This window comes from Sorangium sp. So ce1504 (assembly GCF_051521635.1).
Taxonomy (GTDB): Bacteria; Myxococcota_A; Polyangia; order Polyangiales; family Polyangiaceae; genus Sorangium; species Sorangium cellulosum_B.
Genome location: NZ_CP150365.1, coordinates 8,450,301 through 8,466,808, shown reverse-complemented (window position 1 = coordinate 8,466,808; position 16,508 = coordinate 8,450,301). Strand labels below are relative to the sequence as shown.

The window sequence follows — 16,508 nt, the reverse complement described above, 5'->3', positions numbered from 1 at the left end:
GTCGACGGCGCGGGCGCGGCGGCGCGCCGCGCGCGCTCGCGGAAGGGGCACCGCGCGCCGCCGGGGGCCGACAAGTCGTCGGCTGTCGAGTTCTTTGGTATGGTCGCCGCGTGCACTCTCCCTCGCATCGGACGCGCGGGTCGCGCGGGCGCGCGGACAGCCATGGGCGCAGCGCTCTCCTGCGCGAGGGGCACGGCCGCCCTGGGGCGGGCATGCGGTGCGGCCGCCCGGAAGCGGGCGAGCGGGGCAGACGCCGGCAGGTGCCGGGCGCATGAGGCATGAAGCGCTCCTCGGCCGCAAGGTGGCCGGGCGGTTCACGATCACCCGCTTCCTCGGCGAGGGCGGCATGGCCAGCGTCTTCATCGCCGAGCGCGACGCCGAGCCCCGCCGGGTGGCGATCAAGATCATGAACCCGGAGTTCACCGGGGACCGCGCGTTCATCCGGCGCTTCCAGCGCGAGGCGAAGGCCGCGGCGCGGGTGAAGCACCCGAACTCCGTCAAGATCTTCGAGTACGGGGTCGAGGGCGCCCTCAGCTACATCGTGATGGAGCTGCTCTCGGGGGATGACCTCTACGTCCTCCTCGAGCGCCACGGCGCGATCGGCCAGGCGCGGGCGGTCCGCATCCTCTCGGAGGTGTGCGAGGCGCTCGCGGTCGCCCACGAGATGGGCGTCGTGCACCGCGATCTGAAGCCCGAGAACGTCATGGTGGTCCCCGATCCCATGCACCCTCACGGCGAGCGGGTGAAGGTGCTCGATTTCGGGATCGCCAAGATCCTCGACACGGGCTCGTCCGGCGAGGCGCCCGAGCTCCTCGCCGACCCGCTGTCCGTCGTGACGCGCGCGGGCACGTTCGTCGGCACGCCGGCCTACATGGCTCCGGAGCAGTGCGGGCTGCTGCCGGTGGATCAGCGGGCCGACCTGTACACCTGCGGGGTCCTCTTGTTCCAGCTCGTCACGGGGCGGCTGCCGTTCGAGGGCGAGACGCCGCTCCACACGGCGACGCTCCACATCCATGCGCCGGTGCCGGCGCCGAGCAGCTGCGCGCCCGGGATCCACCCGCGCCTCGAGGCGCTGATCGTGAAGGCGCTCGCCAAGGAGCCGGCGGACAGGTACCAGACGGCGCGCGAGCTCGGGTACACGCTGCACTGCCTGCTGGCCGAGCTGCCCGACACGGCCGTGGGGCTCGGGCCGATCTCGCGCCGGCAGCCGAGCTCGCTCTTCTCGCGGGACGCGTCGCTGCAGCGGGGGCCGATGTCGCTCCCGCCGCTGACGTCGCTGCCGAGCTCGACGTCGGCGCCGATCTCCGGCCAGGCGCCCAGGGCGGAGCTCTCGATCGAGTCGGCCCGGACGCTCGTCTCCGGCGGGGGGGCGGGCGCCGAGGTCGCGCGTCCGCCGCCGGTGGTGCTTCACCACGCGCCGCCGCCCTCGGAGCTCCCGCAGACGCTCGATCCGCAGGCGGTCGCGCCGGGGGCGGGCGCCGAGCCGCAGCGCTGGGCCGGGGAGTCGGTGCCGGAGATCTCGCTGCAGCTCCCGTCCTGGTCCCACGGCGCCAGCGAGGCGCTGCTCTCGGGGAACGGCCTGGCCGAGCCGGGCGCGTACGACGACGCGAGCGGGGACGACGACAGCACGCTCACCATGGTCCGTCGCGACGAGCTCCTCGGTCCGGCGAGGGTGCGAGTCCACACGGCGGCCTATGACGAGGGCGACGAGCTCGACATCACGCCTCCTGGCCGCGAGGTGAAGGCGACGCTCCGCTCCGCCGAGGACTTCGGGCTGGGCACGCCCGAGAAGCGGGCCGAGGTCGGCCTGGTGCGCGTCGATTCCGTGCCGGTCCCGGCGACGCCGCAGAGCCCGCTCGACGGGGGGGCGGCGGGGGCGTGGGACAGGAGATCGCCGCGCGCCGCCAACACGCTCCGGCTGGTCTCGTCCCACCCCCCGGCCGAGAGCCAGATGCCCACGGTGACGCCCGGCGAGCTCCAGGCGGCGAGCCCGCAGGGGTTCGGGGCGATGGGGTTCGGCGCGGCGAGCGCGGAGACCGCCGGGGACTCCGCGGCGGTCGTACGGAGGGCGCCGGCCGCGGCCGACAGCGCCTCGCCGGCAGCCCCGGCGGCGTCGCTGCCGTTCGAGCTCGCCACGACCATCGCAGAGCAGCGCACGGTGCTGGAGCGCCGCGCGACGATGCCCGATCACGTCGTCGTGCCCCAGGCGCCGCCTGCGCCGGCGCCTCCGCAGGCGCGGGAGCCGAGCTGGCTCGCCGGCAAGCGGGGGCTCATCATCGGCTTCGTCGCCGGGATGCTCCTGACGGCGCTGGCGATGTTCCTTGTGATGCGCCTGCTCTCCTGACGTCTCGCACGCGCCCTCCCGCGCGGCGCGCCCTCTCCGACACCGCGCGCCGGTTCAGGGGATGTCGTACGTCAGCAGCCGGCACTCGATCGGGCCGTTGAACACGGTGAGCGAGCGCTCCGGCCTCCTGCGCATGGCGTGCTCGATGTCCTCGGTGCCGGCGAGGATGGCGACGCGGTGGCCCTCGAGCCGCGACAGCGCCGCCGCCATGTCGCGGTAGAGGGCCAGCGTCCCCGGCAGGCGCTCGCCGTACGGCGGGTTGGTCAGGACGTGGCCCGGCGGCGCGGTCGGGGCGAGCGCGGTGATGGACTGACAGCGGACCTCGATCTGCACGCCGGCCATCCGGGCGTTGCCGCGGGTGATCTCGGCGGCGCGGGGGTCGATGTCGGCGGCGACGATCGCGGGGCCCTCGGGCCGGATCCGCGCGCGGGCGGCGTCGCGGAGCTCGGTCGTGCGCCGCGCGGCGGCCTGATCGTGGCACGCCCACCGCTCGAAGCCGAAGCGCTGCGCGCGCAGGCCGGGGGCGATGTCCCGCGCCCAGAGCGCGGCCTCGAGGGCGATGGTGCCGGCGCCGCACATCGGGTCGACGAACGGGCGGGCGCGGTCCCAGCCGGAGAGGCGGAGCAGCGCGGCGGCGAGCGTCTCCTTGAGCGGCGCGCCGCCGATGTGCGTGCGGTAGCCGCGGCGGTGGAGCGCGGCGCCGCCGAGGTCGGCGTAGAGCGTCGCGCGGTCGCGGACGAGGTGGAGGAAGAGGGCGAGATCCGGGTCGTCGAGGTCGACCGACGGGCGGGCGCCGACGCGGCGCCGGATCTGGTCGACGATGGCGTCCTTGGTCCGCTGCGCGATGAACTGGGTGTGGGTCAGCGCGCTCGAGCGGCAGGAGGCGCGGACGGCGAGCGTGTGGACCGGGCTCAGGTAAGGGGCCCAGTCGACGCGCGAGACGCCCTCGTAGAGCGCGTCCCCGCTGGGCGCGTCGAACGAGGCGAGCTCGACGAGCACGCGCACGGCGGTGCGGAGCTCGATGCACGCGCGGAAGCCGTCGTCCGGCGGGCCGGAGAAGTGGACGCCGCCGCGATCCGCGCGGACGCCGCGGAACCGGTGCTCGCGGAGCTCGTCGCGGAGGGCGGGCTCGGTTCCTTTGGCGGCGGTCGCGAAGAAGTCCATGGCGACGGGGCTTCTAGCCGAACCGCCGCGCGGCGGCCCTCACGAACGCGGCCTCTGGCCGCGCGGCCGCTCCCAGGGCGAGGCGCGTGGCACTGGATTCGCACGGCGTTCGCTGAGCTCTGGGGTGTGTGGACCGGGCGCAGGGACGCCGGCGCTCGGCAGGTGGAGTGAGCGGGCTCCGCGGTCGGCGGGCCGAGGCCGCTCGGGCAGGACGCCTGGCCCGAGGCCGCGGCGAGCGGGCAGAGCGAGGGAGCCAGGGCGTTGCGCGGCGGAGGCGCCGGCACGGCGATCCGCGAGGGAGGGAGGCCAATGGAGCATCGGATGGCGGCTTTGCGTGGCATCAACATCGCGCTCGGGATCTGGCTCTTGATCTCCGCGTTCCTCTGGCGCCACGGCCGGGACGAGTTCACCAACACCTGGGTGGTGAGCGCGCTGTGCGTCGTCTTCGCCCTGATCGCGCTCTGGGCGCCGAGGGCGCGTTACGCCACCGCGATCCTGGCGGTGTGGCTCTTCGTCAGCGCCTGGACGATACCGGCGCTGCTGATGGCGACGGTGTGGAACAACGCGCTCGTCGCCGTCGGCATCCTCGTCGTGTCGCTCCTCGCGACCGACGTCGCGGTGCGGGGCTCGCGGGCCGCGCCGCGCGTGTAGGCGCCGAACGGTCGCGCCGCCGCGGCCGGAGGGCCGGCCCGGGGGCGCCGACGGCGCTCCCCCAGCTGCGCGCTGGCGGCGCGCGGCGTGTTCGCCTCGCGGCGTCGATCGTGTATAGCGGCGTCGCGAGCGCCGCGCACGAGCCGGCGAGAGGATGTTCCATGAAGCTCAGCGTCAACGTGAACAAGATCGCGCTCCTGCGGAACTCGCGGGGACACGATGCCCCGAATGTCCTCTCCTTCGCCCGGAAGATCGTCGACTACGGAGCCCACGGCATCACCATCCATCCGAGGGCGGATCGGCGGCACATCACGCCGGACGACGCGCGGGCGGTGACTCGCCACATCACCACGGTGGAGACGAACTTCGAAGGCGATCTCCGCGAGGAGTTCCTGGACCTCACGCTCGAGCTCAGGCCGACGCAGTGCACGCTGGTCCCGGTCACGCCGGGCGAGCTCACCTCGCACCGCGGCTGGGACGTCGCGAAATGGCGCTTCGTCCTCCAGCCTGTGGTGAAGCGGCTCAAGGAGGAGGGGATCCGGACAAGCCTCTTCGTCGAGGCCGACCCGGCGGTGGTGCCCGTGGTCGCGGAGATGGGGGCCGATCGCATCGAGATCTACACCGGTCCTTACGCCCAGGCGTTCGATCGCGGCGATCACCGCGCGGAGCTCGACAAGATCGTCGCGACCGTGAGGGCCGCCGTGGCGGCCGGGGTCGGGATCAACGCGGGGCACGACCTCACCGTGGAGAACCTCGCGCCGCTCGTCCGCGAAGCGCCGCAGATTCAAGAGGTGTCGATCGGTCACCACCTCGTGGCGCATGCGCTCGAGGTCGGGATGAAGCAGTCCGTGCGCGACTACCTCGCGGCGGTCGAGGGGCGCCCCGCGCCGGCGCAGTAGCGGAGGGCCGGCCGAGCGCGCCGGTCAGCGCTGCGCCGGCCGAGCTCGCCCCGCCGCGATCGCGCCGCCGGCGGCGCCAGCCCTGGTCAGCTCCGGTGTTTGCTCAGCGGATCGACAGCGACGTCATCCACCGGCACGGCCGCGGACGGGCGGGACGCGGGGCCACGCACCGGCAGCTCCACGATGAACTCCGCGTGGCGCCCCTTCTCGGTGTTCCCGAGCCGGATCGCGCCTCCATGGCCGTGACGCACGATCTCATAGCAGATGGAGAGCCCTAGCCCGGTGCCCTGCCCGTTGGGCTTGGTCGTGAAGAATGGGTCGAAGATCCGCTCACGGATGAGCTCCGGTATCCCGGTGCCGTTGTCCCAGATCCGGATCTCGGCGATCGACCCGACCCGGCGCGTCGACACCCGGATGCGAGGCGGCTCCGCCGCGGCGCCCCTCTCCGCCCGCACCCGCTCACCCACGGAGTAGAGCGCGTTGTTGACCAGGTTGATGATCACGCGAGCGAGCTCCTGATCCATCACCTCGACCGGCGGGAGCGAAGCGTCGAACTCCTTCTCGACCACCACGTCCAGGGCGGGCGCCGCAGCGAGCTTGCCGACCATCGCGAGCTCGACCGACTTCTCGACCAGCGCGTTCAAATTCACCGGCTCTCGGACGCCCGACAGGACACGGGAGTGCAGCAGCATGTTGTTCACGATGGCGTTCGCGCGCTTGCCGTGCTCCGCGATCTTGTTCGCGTTGATCCTCAGCATCGGGAGCACCTCCCTGATCTTCGCCATGACCTCGCCGCTGTGCGGGTCGTCGAGATGGAGCTCGGTCGAGAGCGTGACGAGCTCATCCGCGAATCGAACGGACAGATCAGCGAAGTTGTTGACGAAATTGAGCGGGTTCTTGAGCTCGTGAGCGACTCCCGCGGTGAGGTTGCCGAGCGACGCCATCTTCTCCGCCTGGATCAGCTGCTGCTGGGTCTGCTGCAGGTGCTCGAGCGTCGACGCCAGCGCGATGTTCTTGCGCTTGAGCTCCTCGGTTCGCTCGTCGACCTTCCGCTCGAGATCGTTGTAGAGCCGCGCGTTCTCGATCGAGATCGCGACCTGCGACGAGAGCAGACGGAGCACCTTCAGCCGATCCGAGGTGAAGGTGTCGGTGATGAGGTTGTTCTCGAGATACAGCACACCGACGAGCTGTCCCTGATGAACGAGCGGGGCACAGAGCACCGACCTCGGCTGGCAACGCACGACGTAGGGGTCGCTGACCAGCCGCTCATCCCGCGCCGCGTCGCGCAGCACGACGCTCTCCCGCGTCCTGGCGACGTAGTTCACCAGCGCGTGCGGGAGATCCGGGCTCTGATCCATCGGGATCGACTGAAGCACGGTGACCTCCCCGGACACGATCGTCCCCTTGGCCTCGATGACGAGCTGGCCGGCTTCCTTGATGAGGAGGACTCCCTTCTCTGCGCCTGCGTTCTCGAGCATGATCTGCATGATCCTGTCCAGGAGCCGACCGAGCATGATCTCGCTGGAGAGCACCTGGGACGCCTTGACGACCGTGGTCAAGTCGAGGTCCTGGGGCGTCGGCGACACCGTCACGGCGGTGCCGCTCTGATGCTTCACCTGCGCCGGAGACGACCGCATGAGGAGCACGGGATACTGCTCGTCGAGCGCGCGGACCTTGGTGTGCGCGCCCCAGGTGAGATAGCAGCCGCGCGCCTCCTGGAGGTACGAGCCGGCCAGCTGCGGTTTGCCCCTGTTCAGATGGAACAGCGCCGCGCGCTCGCACGCCAAAGCCACATCGTGGAGGTACTCGCTCTTCCGCGCTGCGGAGATCGCGTCGTCGTAGAGCCTCGCCGCCTGCCTGGATCGGCCCTCCACGCGCGCCTCCTCGGCCAGCACCAGCGCATATTTGTGGCGGGCGTTCACCGCGCTGTGCTCGGCCCACTTGTGCAAGATCCGCTTTGCCTTGTCGATCGCGCCGCGCAGGCGGCGCCTGTCCGCGCCGTCCGCGTCCGGAACCAGCGAGAGCGCCGCGAGCGCCCGGTAAAACGCGTGGTGCGGAACGAACGCCGAGCTCGGGTCCAGCATGTCCTTGTAGGCCTCGAGCCGCGACGCGATCTCCACCACCTCGTCATGACGCTCGAACAGGTAGCCGATCTGGAGCGCCAGCAGCAGGTGCTGCGCGCGCTGCATGTCCTCGGTGACGTACGCGTCCGGCTCGAGCGAGTGCTCGTTCGAGCGCAGCGCGGAGGGGTCGGCGTCCTGCAGCTCTCGCGTCCAGCGCAGGGTGATCTGCATGCACTGGACCACCTTCTGGGCGTCGGTCCGTCGCCCGAACTCGAGATACCGGCGAGCCTGGGCGGCCACCTCGGCGATCGGGGTGTCGACCAGAGAGGTCCAGTAGATGCTCAGGCACATGCAGTACGATGCTTGCACCAGGTTGCCGGAGTCGACGGCGCACTGGATCGCCTCCGCGAGCAGATCGAGCGCCTCGCGCAGGTGGGACGAGAACACCTCCAGGAAGCTCGCGATGACGAAGAGCGTCCTGCACGTCACCGATGGATCATTGAACTTGCGCGCCAGGACCAGGGCGAGCTTGCCGTACGCCGCGCCCGTCCTGGGATCGCGGAGCACCGAGCTGTTGAACATGCCGAAGCAGGCGAACGCGAACGAGGAGGCCTCGGTGTTGCCGTAGGTGAGCGACAGCTGCACGAGCTTGAGGATGATGAGCCCGATGAGCTGCTCGCGCTGCAGCAGGTAGGCAGGGAACCAGAGGGTGATGAGCAGACCCATCGCCGCCCGGATCTCCGGCGTCATGCGGTCCGGCAGCTCGCTGAGCTCGCTGATCTGCCTGCCCCGCAGCTTCCATCGAACCTGGGCGAGCTCGAGCAGCACCTCACCCATGTGCGGCTTGGACGACAGCCGTATGCCGAGCAGCTGCAGCGCGAGCAAGCCGGTCTCCACGGCCTGCTCGTACTGGCACAGGTGCAGGAGCTGCGTCACACGGGCGGTATGCACGGCGACCCGCTCGTCGTCGGCGCGGGCGTTGCGGAGCAGGAGCGCGAACCTCTCGTCGGCGTCCGCGAAGCGGGTCATGAGATAGTCGCACTCGGCCCTCTCGAGGTGCAGCGCGAACGTCAGCTCATGACAGCGGCTCCACCCCTCCGCCCCGACGAGCTCGGTGCCAGCGGCGAGGTAGCGCAGCGCCGGTTCGTAGGCAGCGGACGCCTTTGCCTTGCGACCGGCGGTGAGATCGAGCTGCGCGATCTCCTGGCGCTCCGTCGTGTCGCGCACCACCTCGGCGCCTGCGTTCAGGTGATTGACCACCTCGAAGAGCCGCTCCGCGACGCGCTCGGCCGGGAGGCGCCGCCGGAGGAGGCGGCCGATGTCGAGGTGGGTCTTCTTCCGGTCCTGGTCGGGGATGAGCGAATAAGCTGCCTGCTGCACGCGGTCGTGCAGGAACTCGTACGGGACGGCGAGCTCCTCCAGCGACGCATCGAAGGGATCTCCCGGCTCGGCGCCGAGCAGCAGCTTGTACGACTGATCCGTGGGCAGGATGAGGCCCGCTTGCACGGCCTCCCACAGGGCGTCGGCCGTCTCCCGCGGTGAGCGCTCGAACACGATGGACAGGATGTTCGAGTCGAAGCGGCCCCCGACGCAGGCCGCCAGCTTCACCGCGCTCTGCGCCGCGAGCGGGAGCCTCTGCAGCTTGCCGACCAGGAGGTCGACCACGTTGTCCGTGACCCCGACGGACCTGAGCTGATCCATGTCCCAGCGCCACGCGCCCACGCCGCGCTCGTCCGAGAGCGCCGGGTCGAACACGAGCAGCCGCTCTTGATGGAGCGTCTTCAAGAACTCCATGACGAAGAACGGATTGCCGTGGGTCTTGCTGGCCAGGAGCGACGCGAGCGGCCCCGCGCGCTCCGCCGTGCACGAGAGGACGTCGACGAGCCACCCCGTGAGATCGTCCTGGGAGAGCGGCGCCAGCGCGAGGTGGGTGACCCTCGTCGCCTCCACCTGGAGGCGCTCGAACGCGCGGCCCAGCGGGTGGCCGTCCGTGACCTCGTTGTCTCGGTACGCGCCGATCAGCAGCAGGTAGCCGCTGGCCGGGTTTTCGCTCAGGTACCGGAGCAGATCCAGGGACGCTGCGTCGGCCCACTGCAGGTCGTCGAGGAAGAGCACGAGGAGGTGCTCCCTCTGGGCGAAGGCCTGAATGAAGCTCTGGAAGACCTGACGAAACCGGTTCTGAGACTCCGCTGGGCCGAGCTGGGGCACGGCCGGCTGCTGGCCGAGGACCAGCTCGAGCTCCGGGATCACATCGACGATGATCTGGCCGTTGGGGCCGAGCGCGCGTCCGAGCCGCGTCCTCCAGACAGAGAGCCGCGCCTCGTCCTCGGTGAGCAGCTGGCGGATGCTCTGCCGGAACGCCTCGATGAGGGAGCTGTAGGGTAGACCCCGATTGAACTGATCGAACTTGCCGGAGAGGAAGCTGCCGGTCTGGCCGACGACGAGCCTGTGGAGCTCGTTGACCAGCGTCGATTTACCGACGCCGGAATAGCCATGGACGAGCACGATCTCGGTGGCGCCTCGGGCGACGCGCTCGAAGGCGCCCGTGAGGGCGGCGACCTCCGCGTCGCGTCCGTAGAGCTTCTGCGGGAACTGCAGCCTCTCCGAGCGATCCTGCCTGCCTGTCGGGAACGGCGCTATCTCGCCGGCGGAGCTCCACCCGGCGAGGCAGGTCTCGAGGTCGATGCGCAGCCCGCGCGCGCTCTGGTAACGGTCCTCGGCCGCCTTGGCCAGCAAGCGCATGACGACGCTCGACAGCGGGGCAGGCACTCCCGGCCGCAGCTCCTCCGGCGGCGTCGGCCGCCGGGCGATGTGACAGTGCACGAGCTCGAGCAGATCGGTGGCCAGGAACGGCGGCCGGCCGGTGAGCATCTGGTACAGCGTCGCCCCGAGCGAGTAGAAATCCGTGCGATGGTCGAGGGCCCGGTTCATCCGGCCGGTCTGCTCGGGTGACATGTAGGCCAGGGGCCCCTCGATCCGGGCGACGCTCTCGATCGTCTGGCTCTCGCGAGGCAGCCGGGAAGCGATGCTGAAATCCGTGAGCTTGGCGCGGCCGGTCTCCCGGTCGAACAGGATGCTTCCCGGATGGATGTTCTTGTGGGTGATCTCCCGTTCATTCAAGGCTTCGAGCGCTCGGCAGAGCTGGATCGCGACGCGGAGGAGCAGCTCGATGTCCAGCCCTTCGGCGGGGATGGCGGAGTGCAGCGGCTCACCCGCGAAATCCTCGAGGACGAGCACCGGCACGCCCTGGTGCTTCTCCAGCCGCTGCACCTTCAGGATGTACGGGCTGTCGAGCATCTGGGCGAGCTGGTGCTCGTGCTTGATGCGCGTGATGTCGAGCAGGGTCGGGTAAGCGACGTGGAGCGCCTTGATCAGCGCTGGCTGCCCGTCGGCGGATCGGATGGCTCGATAGGTGGCAGTCCGCGTCTCTTCGACGACGGTCGCGGTCACATCGTAGCCCAGGAGGATCTGCATGAACTCGCCCTTCGCGTGCAGCTACTTCCGCTGCTTCGGCTGAGCGTCGGCCGCGGCCGCGCTCGTCATTCCATAGGCCTGCCCGTCGCCCGCCGGGGCGGCCTTCGGTCTGGCCTTCTTCGCATAGCTCCACAAGAAATCACCGCTGCCGCGCTCTCCCCACGTGATTTTATCCTGCGACCTTCCCCTGGCGATCTGCGCGTCGGAGTGGCAGCCCATGCAGCTCGACGTGTGGAATATCCGGGTCGTCTCGGGGCGTAGAGCGCGGTTCACCTCGGCGGCGACCGTGTTGCCTTTCTGCATGTATGTCTCCAGGACAGTGTTCACGAGGTAAGGTCGGTACGGCCGGCCGCCGGACTCGTTCGCGACGGCATCGGGGAGCTTGTCCGACGGCGACGGCTCGCCCCCGCCGTCCGTCGGCCACTGCGTGCCGACGAGCTCGTAGAACTGCAGGGCAGAGCGGTTCTTCTCGAGCTGCGCCTGGACCTGGCTGTTCAGGGCGGCTGTGTCCTCCCGGATCGGCTGCTGCCGGTGCACCTGCGTGCGGCTGACCCACGGACCCCCCGAGGGCGGCCAGACGCGCTCATCCGGCGGCTCATTGACCGGGCACAGCGGGCAATCCGGATTGTTGAACGAGGGCTTGAGCGGCTTGCCGTCGTGCGTCTCGAGCGGGTTGACATCGACATTGTCGATGTGCTCGAACGCAGCCCAGACCCATTGCTTCTTGGCCGAGAGCGTCTTGATCATGACGTTCGCGCCCACGAGGCCGAACGTCTGCAGCGACGGGCCTGCGCCCGTGCGGACGTACGCCTTCCGGAGGATGAAGCGCCCCTCGAGGTGCCTGTCGCTCTCGTCCAGCAGCTTCCACGCGAGCTTGAGCGCGATCGAGGGCATCTGATCCTCGTTCCGCGGGTTGCCCCAGGGCGCGTCGGGGTTGGTGCAGTCTTCCTCGCGGGTGGCGCAGTATTCCGCGCTGTAGGCGATCTGTCCATCGATGCTGTAGAGCGCGTTGTCGTTGAGGTACTTGAACAAACGCTCGCTGTACAGCACCTCGTAATACACCTTGTTGCCGTTCTGGTCCCAGAGGATGAACGAGTCGGCCTGTCTGTCGTCCTGGAGCGTGCGGGAGGCATTGATCGCGAAGCTCGTGTCCGGAGCGTCCCGCCTGGCCTGCTGCTCGGCAGGGTTCCATGCATCGGGTGGGCCGCCGTCCGGCTTGAAGATGTCGTAACTGGTCTTCCAGGTATCCCACCCATGGGCGCCATCGTCCGCAAGGCGAGGCCGCGCGCGGCCGTCCTTGGTCACCGGCCATGCCATCGCGATGAAGGACTGCCATGCCAGGATGTCGTATAGACGGTTGCCTTCTGCGTATTTCCCCCTCCCTATGGTTCTTTCTTGCAGCTCGGGATCGATGTCTCGGGGCAGGGCCGAGCACAGCTTGTCGGTGAAGCTCGGGAACTTGCTCCACAGCTCCGCCCGGCATGTCTCGTCGTCAACCGGTGAGGACACGCCCGTGTTCTCGGGAGGGGAGGGCGGGGGAGAGGAGCTCTGCAGCTGGACTGTCGCGGTGCACGACAGGTGTGCCGCGCCCGCCAGGATCATCGAAGCCGATCTGTAGATGGAGGACGAATGGCGTTTCATTGTGCGACGCTCCGGAATACAGCGTGTGTGTCGGTTCTCAGGCGAGGGAGAAGCAACGTAAGACACCAAGGTAGGCTTTGGCCGACAGAGCTCGATCCGGGCCGAGGACGATCTTCAGGTCGATCCAGCGGCGCACGCGGGACGGCCATTCGTGCTCCCGGCAGCGCTCGCGCGAGGACCCGGGCCATGCGGTGAGCGCGTCGCGCTGCGAGGGCGTGCAGAGGCCGAGCGACGAGAGGCGCTCGAGCGTCGCGCTCCGGCCCGGGTCCAGCTTCCGGGTCGCGAGATCGAAGAGCTCGATCCCGAGCCGAGGAGCGACGTTGTCTCCGATGGTGACGTCGATCGTGACGCGCTCGTCATCGACGCGCAGCGCTCTCAGCAGCTCCTCCACCTCACCGGGTTTGCCCGGCCAGCCCACCCCGTGCAGGTAGCCGATGAGCCGGTCGCGCGGCAGCGAGACATTGAGCTTGAGCGTCGCAGGCTGCCTGGCGCTCATGACGGACAGATGAACGGCGTGGCCGCCGTCCGGCAACAGGGAGAATCCGCGGAGCAGCGCGGCCTGGGTCGACGCCGGGACTGGCCCATCGAGGAGCACGGAGAGGGCCGCCTCGACGAGCCGGAGCCGGCCGCTCGGGCTGAAGTCGCGCTCTGCCTCCGGGGCCTCCAGGTTCGTGAGGGGCCTCGGATCCAGGCAGAGGAGCACGGACGGCTCGACCGGACCACGACGCGCGGCCGGCTGATCGAACTCGAACCAGAGCAGGGGAACCTGCTCGAACAGGAGGGTGCCGGGCGTGGTCCACGCGGCGAGGAGACGCCCTGGAGGGCCCCGGAGCGGATCGGCGCCTTCCACCGGCGGAGGGCCGCCGGGGGCGACCGGACCTTCGCGGCGCGAGCGCGGGAGCCGAGACGCGAGGAGCTCTCTCCCTTCCGCCAGAATACAGGCAAGAAAGTCGACCCGCGCAGCGGTCGCCCCCAGATGACATTCGAGGGTCAGGACCGAGGCGGCGTCCAGCAGGGCCGGGGCGCAGCGGCTGAAGGCGCGCCAATCTCGCGGTGACACGAGCGTCGGCGGGGCATGAGGCTCGACGAGCTCCAGCGTCTTCTCCATCGACCGAACGATCATGCAGCGACCTCTCGTCCTGCCGGGCCGTGCCCGCGTGATGACCACCGACTGCCGCGGTCGGCCTTCGAGCAGCGCCCGAGGCTACCCGCTCACCAGGCCTTGTACCAGGCGTCGCCGTTGAGCTCGGGAACGGCGAGATCCAGCAGGGCCTCGAGCGAACCGTCGTCGGACGGGCCTCTTGCGATGTGGCTGTCGAGCTTCTTCTTCTGCCGCTCGCTCAGCTTGAACTCGCTCATCAGCGAGCTTCTGGATTCGTTCTTGCGCGCTTCATCGTCGGGGTGGAAGCGATTGTAGACCTCCGCGGTGTGCACCAGATGATAAAGGAAGGACAGGAGACCCGGCTTGCGTGCCACGCCGCTCGCCGACGGGGCGGGCGCCTCGTCGCTCGTGTTCTTGAAGAGCCTCTCGTTGACCTCATCCTTCGTGAGGTAGAGGACGTTCGCGACGCAGTCGTCGTCGGGGTGCCCCATGTCGCCGCACTTGTTGAACACCTTCTTCTCGGTGGCGCTCAGGCGAAAGTCTTTCAGCACCTTGTTCTTGTCTGGGTTCACGGTGAGGCCCGCGTACCTCAGGTGATAGAGCAATGACAGGACGCCGGGCGGATAATTCGTTGTCTCTGTGGACATAGTCGTCATTCCCTCGCGTGGTGTAGTTGAAGGGCGCTTCGCGCGTCGCAGCAGGCGCGCGCGGCCCGGTGAATCGCGTGCTCTGCGAGTCCTCAGGGGCCGTCGCTCGCTGGAAAGAACCGCCTGCTCCGAGCCGCTCGATCCAGTCAAGAAAGACATTCGGGATGGAACCGAACCGTCTGCGAATGGGAATTGCACGGCGCGTACCAGCCGTGCGTGCATGTCCGCCGCCCAGCCGACGTGCGGGGATGCGGGCGTTTCCAGGCCGGGATGTGACGGCGGCCGCGGGCGTTCCGTCGAGCGCGTGCGGCAAACTGTCGGCCGACGTGTCGGCCGACGTGTCGGCGGGCGTGCCGGCCGAGGTCCCGGCGCCGTGCCGGTGCCGTGCAGGCGGACATGCCGGCGCCGTGCGGCGCCCTGCCGGCCGACACGATGTCAGCGCGGCGCCTACGCCGGCCTGGGCTCCAGGGAGATCTGGACCGTCTGCTCCCCCTCGAGCAGCGGCCGCGTCACGTCGCGCCCCGCCACCCTGTAGACGGTCGTCGATTCGGCCCTGGGCCAGATGCTCCGCGCGCCGGCGCTCTCGAACTTGAACTCCTGCCGGGCGGCCCGGCAGACCGCCTCGTCGACGAGGATCTCCCCGGACAGCGCTGCGCGCGCGAGGTGGGAGGCGGCGTTCACTGCCTGCCCGAGCACCGTGTAGCCGAGCCGCGCGCACGCGTGCGAGCCGACCTCCGCCGCCAGGACGCTGCCGGTCGAGACGCCCGCGCATACCCCGTGAGCGTAAGGCGAATCCTTCCCCGTACGCCGAGCGACCGTCTCGAGCTGCTCCCGTACGGCGACGCACGCCGAGAGCGCCCGGTCGAGGTGCTCCGGCCCGTGGAACACCGCCATGACGGCGTCGCCCACGAATTTGTCCACGATGCCTCCGTGCGCCAGGAGCTCCGGGACGATCACCTCGAAGTTGGCGTTGAGAAGCCGCGTGGCCTCGGCGGGCGGCCTCTCCTGCGCCACGCGGGTGAACCGGAAGACATCGACGAACGCGACGGTCGCCTCCAGCGCCTCGCTCGCGGCTGCGCCCGCGGGCCCGAGCGCCCGGAGCCGCTCCACCAGGGCCGCGTTCGTGAACTTCCGCAGGATATCGTTCTCCTCGTTCGCCTGGGCTTTCTGTCGCTGCTGCTCCGCGGAGCGGAGGGACTTCTCCAGCGTGGTCTCGAGGTCGGCGAAATCGAGCGGCTTGAAGAGGAAGTCGAACGCCCCCCGGTTCATGGCGCGACGGATGTTGGTCATGTCGCCGTACGCGGAGACGATCACCGTCCTCGCGAGCGGGTTCACCTCGGGGATGTGCTCGAGCAGGGTGATCCCGTCCATGACGGGCATGTTGATGTCGGCGACGACGACATCGATGTCCGGGTGTCGCCGGAGCTCCTCGAGGGCGTGCTGGCCGTTGTCGGCGAAGATGAGCTCGTAGGCGGAGCTCTTCTTGTTCTGCCGAAAATGCATCTTCAGCAGGAGCTGCATGTCGGGCTCGTCATCGACGATGAGGATCTTGGCGGGCTTGCTCCCCGCGTCACACACCGCGGCGAACGCCGTGATGAGCTCGCGGGACGACTGGAATCTCCGGGTCCGGTCCTTTGCCAGGGCGCGCTCGAAGAATCGATCGAAGCCGGGGAGCAGGGCGGCGTCGAGCGATGACGGCGGCGGGAACGGGTCAGTGCAGATGCTGATGATGAGCCCTGGCAGATTTTCTATCGAGAACGGAAATCGGCCGGTGAGCGCGCGGTACGCAATGACGCCGAGCGACCAGAGATCGGCCAGGGGGTGGGGAACGGCGCCGCGGACCTGCTCCGGGCTCATGTACGCGGGGGTTCCGATGCGCGTGCCGCTCCAGTCACGCGCATCGAACAGCCGCCACCCCACCCCGAAATCGAGGATCTTCACGGACTCGCCGGACGCACCCCGGGCGAGGAAGATGTTCGCGGGCTTGAGATCACAGTGGACGATGCCTGCCGCGCTCGCTGCCTCGAGGCCCGAGCTGAGCTGCCGGAGCAATGACAGCACGGCCGCCGCCGGGAGCTGGCGCGTGCGGCGAAGCCGGCTCTCGAGGTCTTCCCCCTCGAGCAGCTCCATGACGATATAGGGAGAACCCTCATCGATTCCGTAGTCGTGGACTTGGACGATGTGCTCGTTGCGGAGACGGGCGACGGTCGTCGCCTCCTGCTCGAAGTTGCGCCTTGCGTCGAATGAGACGACGTTCTCGGGCATCATCCGCTTCAGCGCCACCGGCCGGCGGAGCATCTGATCGAAGGCCTCCCAGACGATGCCCATGCCGCCGCGGCCGATCTCACGCAGCAGCGCGTATCTCCCGCCGACCGTTTGGCCCTTCACAAAGGAAAACTACTACGCGCGAGCGCACATCGTGTCAACTGGCGTTACTGTGTCCGCGCCCAGGCGACGACGGCGCCAAAGCGGTTCGGTGTGCTCGAATGTGCGCGTCGCGCATTGCGTGGAGGAGCGTGGAGG

At 69.6% G+C, this 16,508-nt stretch carries 9 protein-coding genes; 3 read left to right on the top strand and 6 right to left on the bottom strand.

The window, feature by feature from the left end; genetic code table 11:
- The first annotated feature begins 271 nt into the window (after positions 1–271).
- Positions 272–2,344: a protein kinase domain-containing protein gene (locus WMF39_RS31825; RefSeq protein WP_437740237.1), complete on the top strand. Its 2,073-nt coding sequence runs from the start codon at positions 272–274 to the stop codon at positions 2,342–2,344.
- 54 nt (positions 2,345–2,398) lie between these two features.
- Here WMF39_RS31825 and WMF39_RS31820 read toward each other — a convergent pair whose 3' ends face one another.
- A complete protein-coding gene (locus WMF39_RS31820) occupies positions 2,399–3,508 on the bottom strand; it encodes a THUMP domain-containing class I SAM-dependent RNA methyltransferase (RefSeq protein WP_437740236.1) in 1,110 nt (369 codons plus the stop codon).
- 321 nt (positions 3,509–3,829) lie between these two features.
- Between WMF39_RS31820 and WMF39_RS31815 the strand changes: the two genes are divergently transcribed.
- Together WMF39_RS31815 and WMF39_RS31810 are read left to right on the top strand one after the other, a co-directional pair.
- Positions 3,830–4,159 carry an SPW repeat domain-containing protein gene (locus WMF39_RS31815; RefSeq protein WP_437740235.1) on the top strand — a complete coding sequence of 110 codons (330 nt, stop codon included), beginning with the start codon at positions 3,830–3,832 and terminating at the stop codon, positions 4,157–4,159.
- Between the two features lie 161 nt (positions 4,160–4,320).
- A complete protein-coding gene (locus tag WMF39_RS31810; RefSeq protein WP_437740234.1) occupies positions 4,321–5,058 on the top strand; it encodes a pyridoxine 5'-phosphate synthase in 738 nt (245 codons plus the stop codon).
- Between the two features lie 86 nt (positions 5,059–5,144).
- Here the strand turns inward: WMF39_RS31810 and WMF39_RS31805 are convergent, their stop codons facing one another.
- The 5 genes from WMF39_RS31805 to WMF39_RS31785 form a co-directional block, all read right to left on the bottom strand.
- Positions 5,145–10,595, bottom strand: a complete 5,451-nt coding sequence (locus WMF39_RS31805; protein ID WP_437740233.1) for an AAA family ATPase — start codon at positions 10,593–10,595, stop codon at positions 5,145–5,147.
- Between the two features lie 21 nt (positions 10,596–10,616).
- Positions 10,617–12,104, bottom strand: a complete 1,488-nt coding sequence (locus WMF39_RS31800; RefSeq protein ID WP_437740232.1) for a hypothetical protein — start codon at positions 12,102–12,104, stop codon at positions 10,617–10,619.
- Between the two features lie 169 nt (positions 12,105–12,273).
- Positions 12,274–13,359 carry a hypothetical protein gene (locus tag WMF39_RS31795; RefSeq protein WP_437740231.1) on the bottom strand — a complete coding sequence of 362 codons (1,086 nt, stop codon included), beginning with the start codon at positions 13,357–13,359 and terminating at the stop codon, positions 12,274–12,276.
- Between the two features lie 89 nt (positions 13,360–13,448).
- On the bottom strand, positions 13,449–13,985 hold the full coding sequence (locus WMF39_RS31790) for a hypothetical protein (protein ID WP_437740230.1): 537 nt from the start codon (positions 13,983–13,985) through the stop codon (positions 13,449–13,451).
- A gap of 447 nt (positions 13,986–14,432) precedes the next feature.
- Complete coding sequence (locus tag WMF39_RS31785; protein ID WP_437740229.1) at positions 14,433–16,373, bottom strand: protein kinase domain-containing protein; 1,941 nt, start codon at positions 16,371–16,373, stop codon at positions 14,433–14,435.
- Between the last annotated feature and the right edge of the window lie 135 nt (positions 16,374–16,508).

Bases quoted from the DNA above. Each gene is read 5' to 3' on its own strand.
- WMF39_RS31825 (WP_437740237.1), top strand. From the start codon at position 272: ATGAGGCATGAAGCGCTCCTCGGCCGCAAGGTGGCCGGGCGGTTCACG.
- WMF39_RS31795 (WP_437740231.1), bottom strand. From the start codon at position 13,359: ATGATCGTTCGGTCGATGGAGAAGACGCTGGAGCTCGTCGAGCCTCAT.
- WMF39_RS31805 (WP_437740233.1), bottom strand. From the start codon at position 10,595: ATGCAGATCCTCCTGGGCTACGATGTGACCGCGACCGTCGTCGAAGAG.
- WMF39_RS31815 (WP_437740235.1), top strand. From the start codon at position 3,830: ATGGCGGCTTTGCGTGGCATCAACATCGCGCTCGGGATCTGGCTCTTG.
- WMF39_RS31820 (WP_437740236.1), bottom strand. From the start codon at position 3,508: ATGGACTTCTTCGCGACCGCCGCCAAAGGAACCGAGCCCGCCCTCCGC.
- WMF39_RS31790 (WP_437740230.1), bottom strand. From the start codon at position 13,985: ATGTCCACAGAGACAACGAATTATCCGCCCGGCGTCCTGTCATTGCTC.
- WMF39_RS31810 (WP_437740234.1), top strand. From the start codon at position 4,321: ATGAAGCTCAGCGTCAACGTGAACAAGATCGCGCTCCTGCGGAACTCG.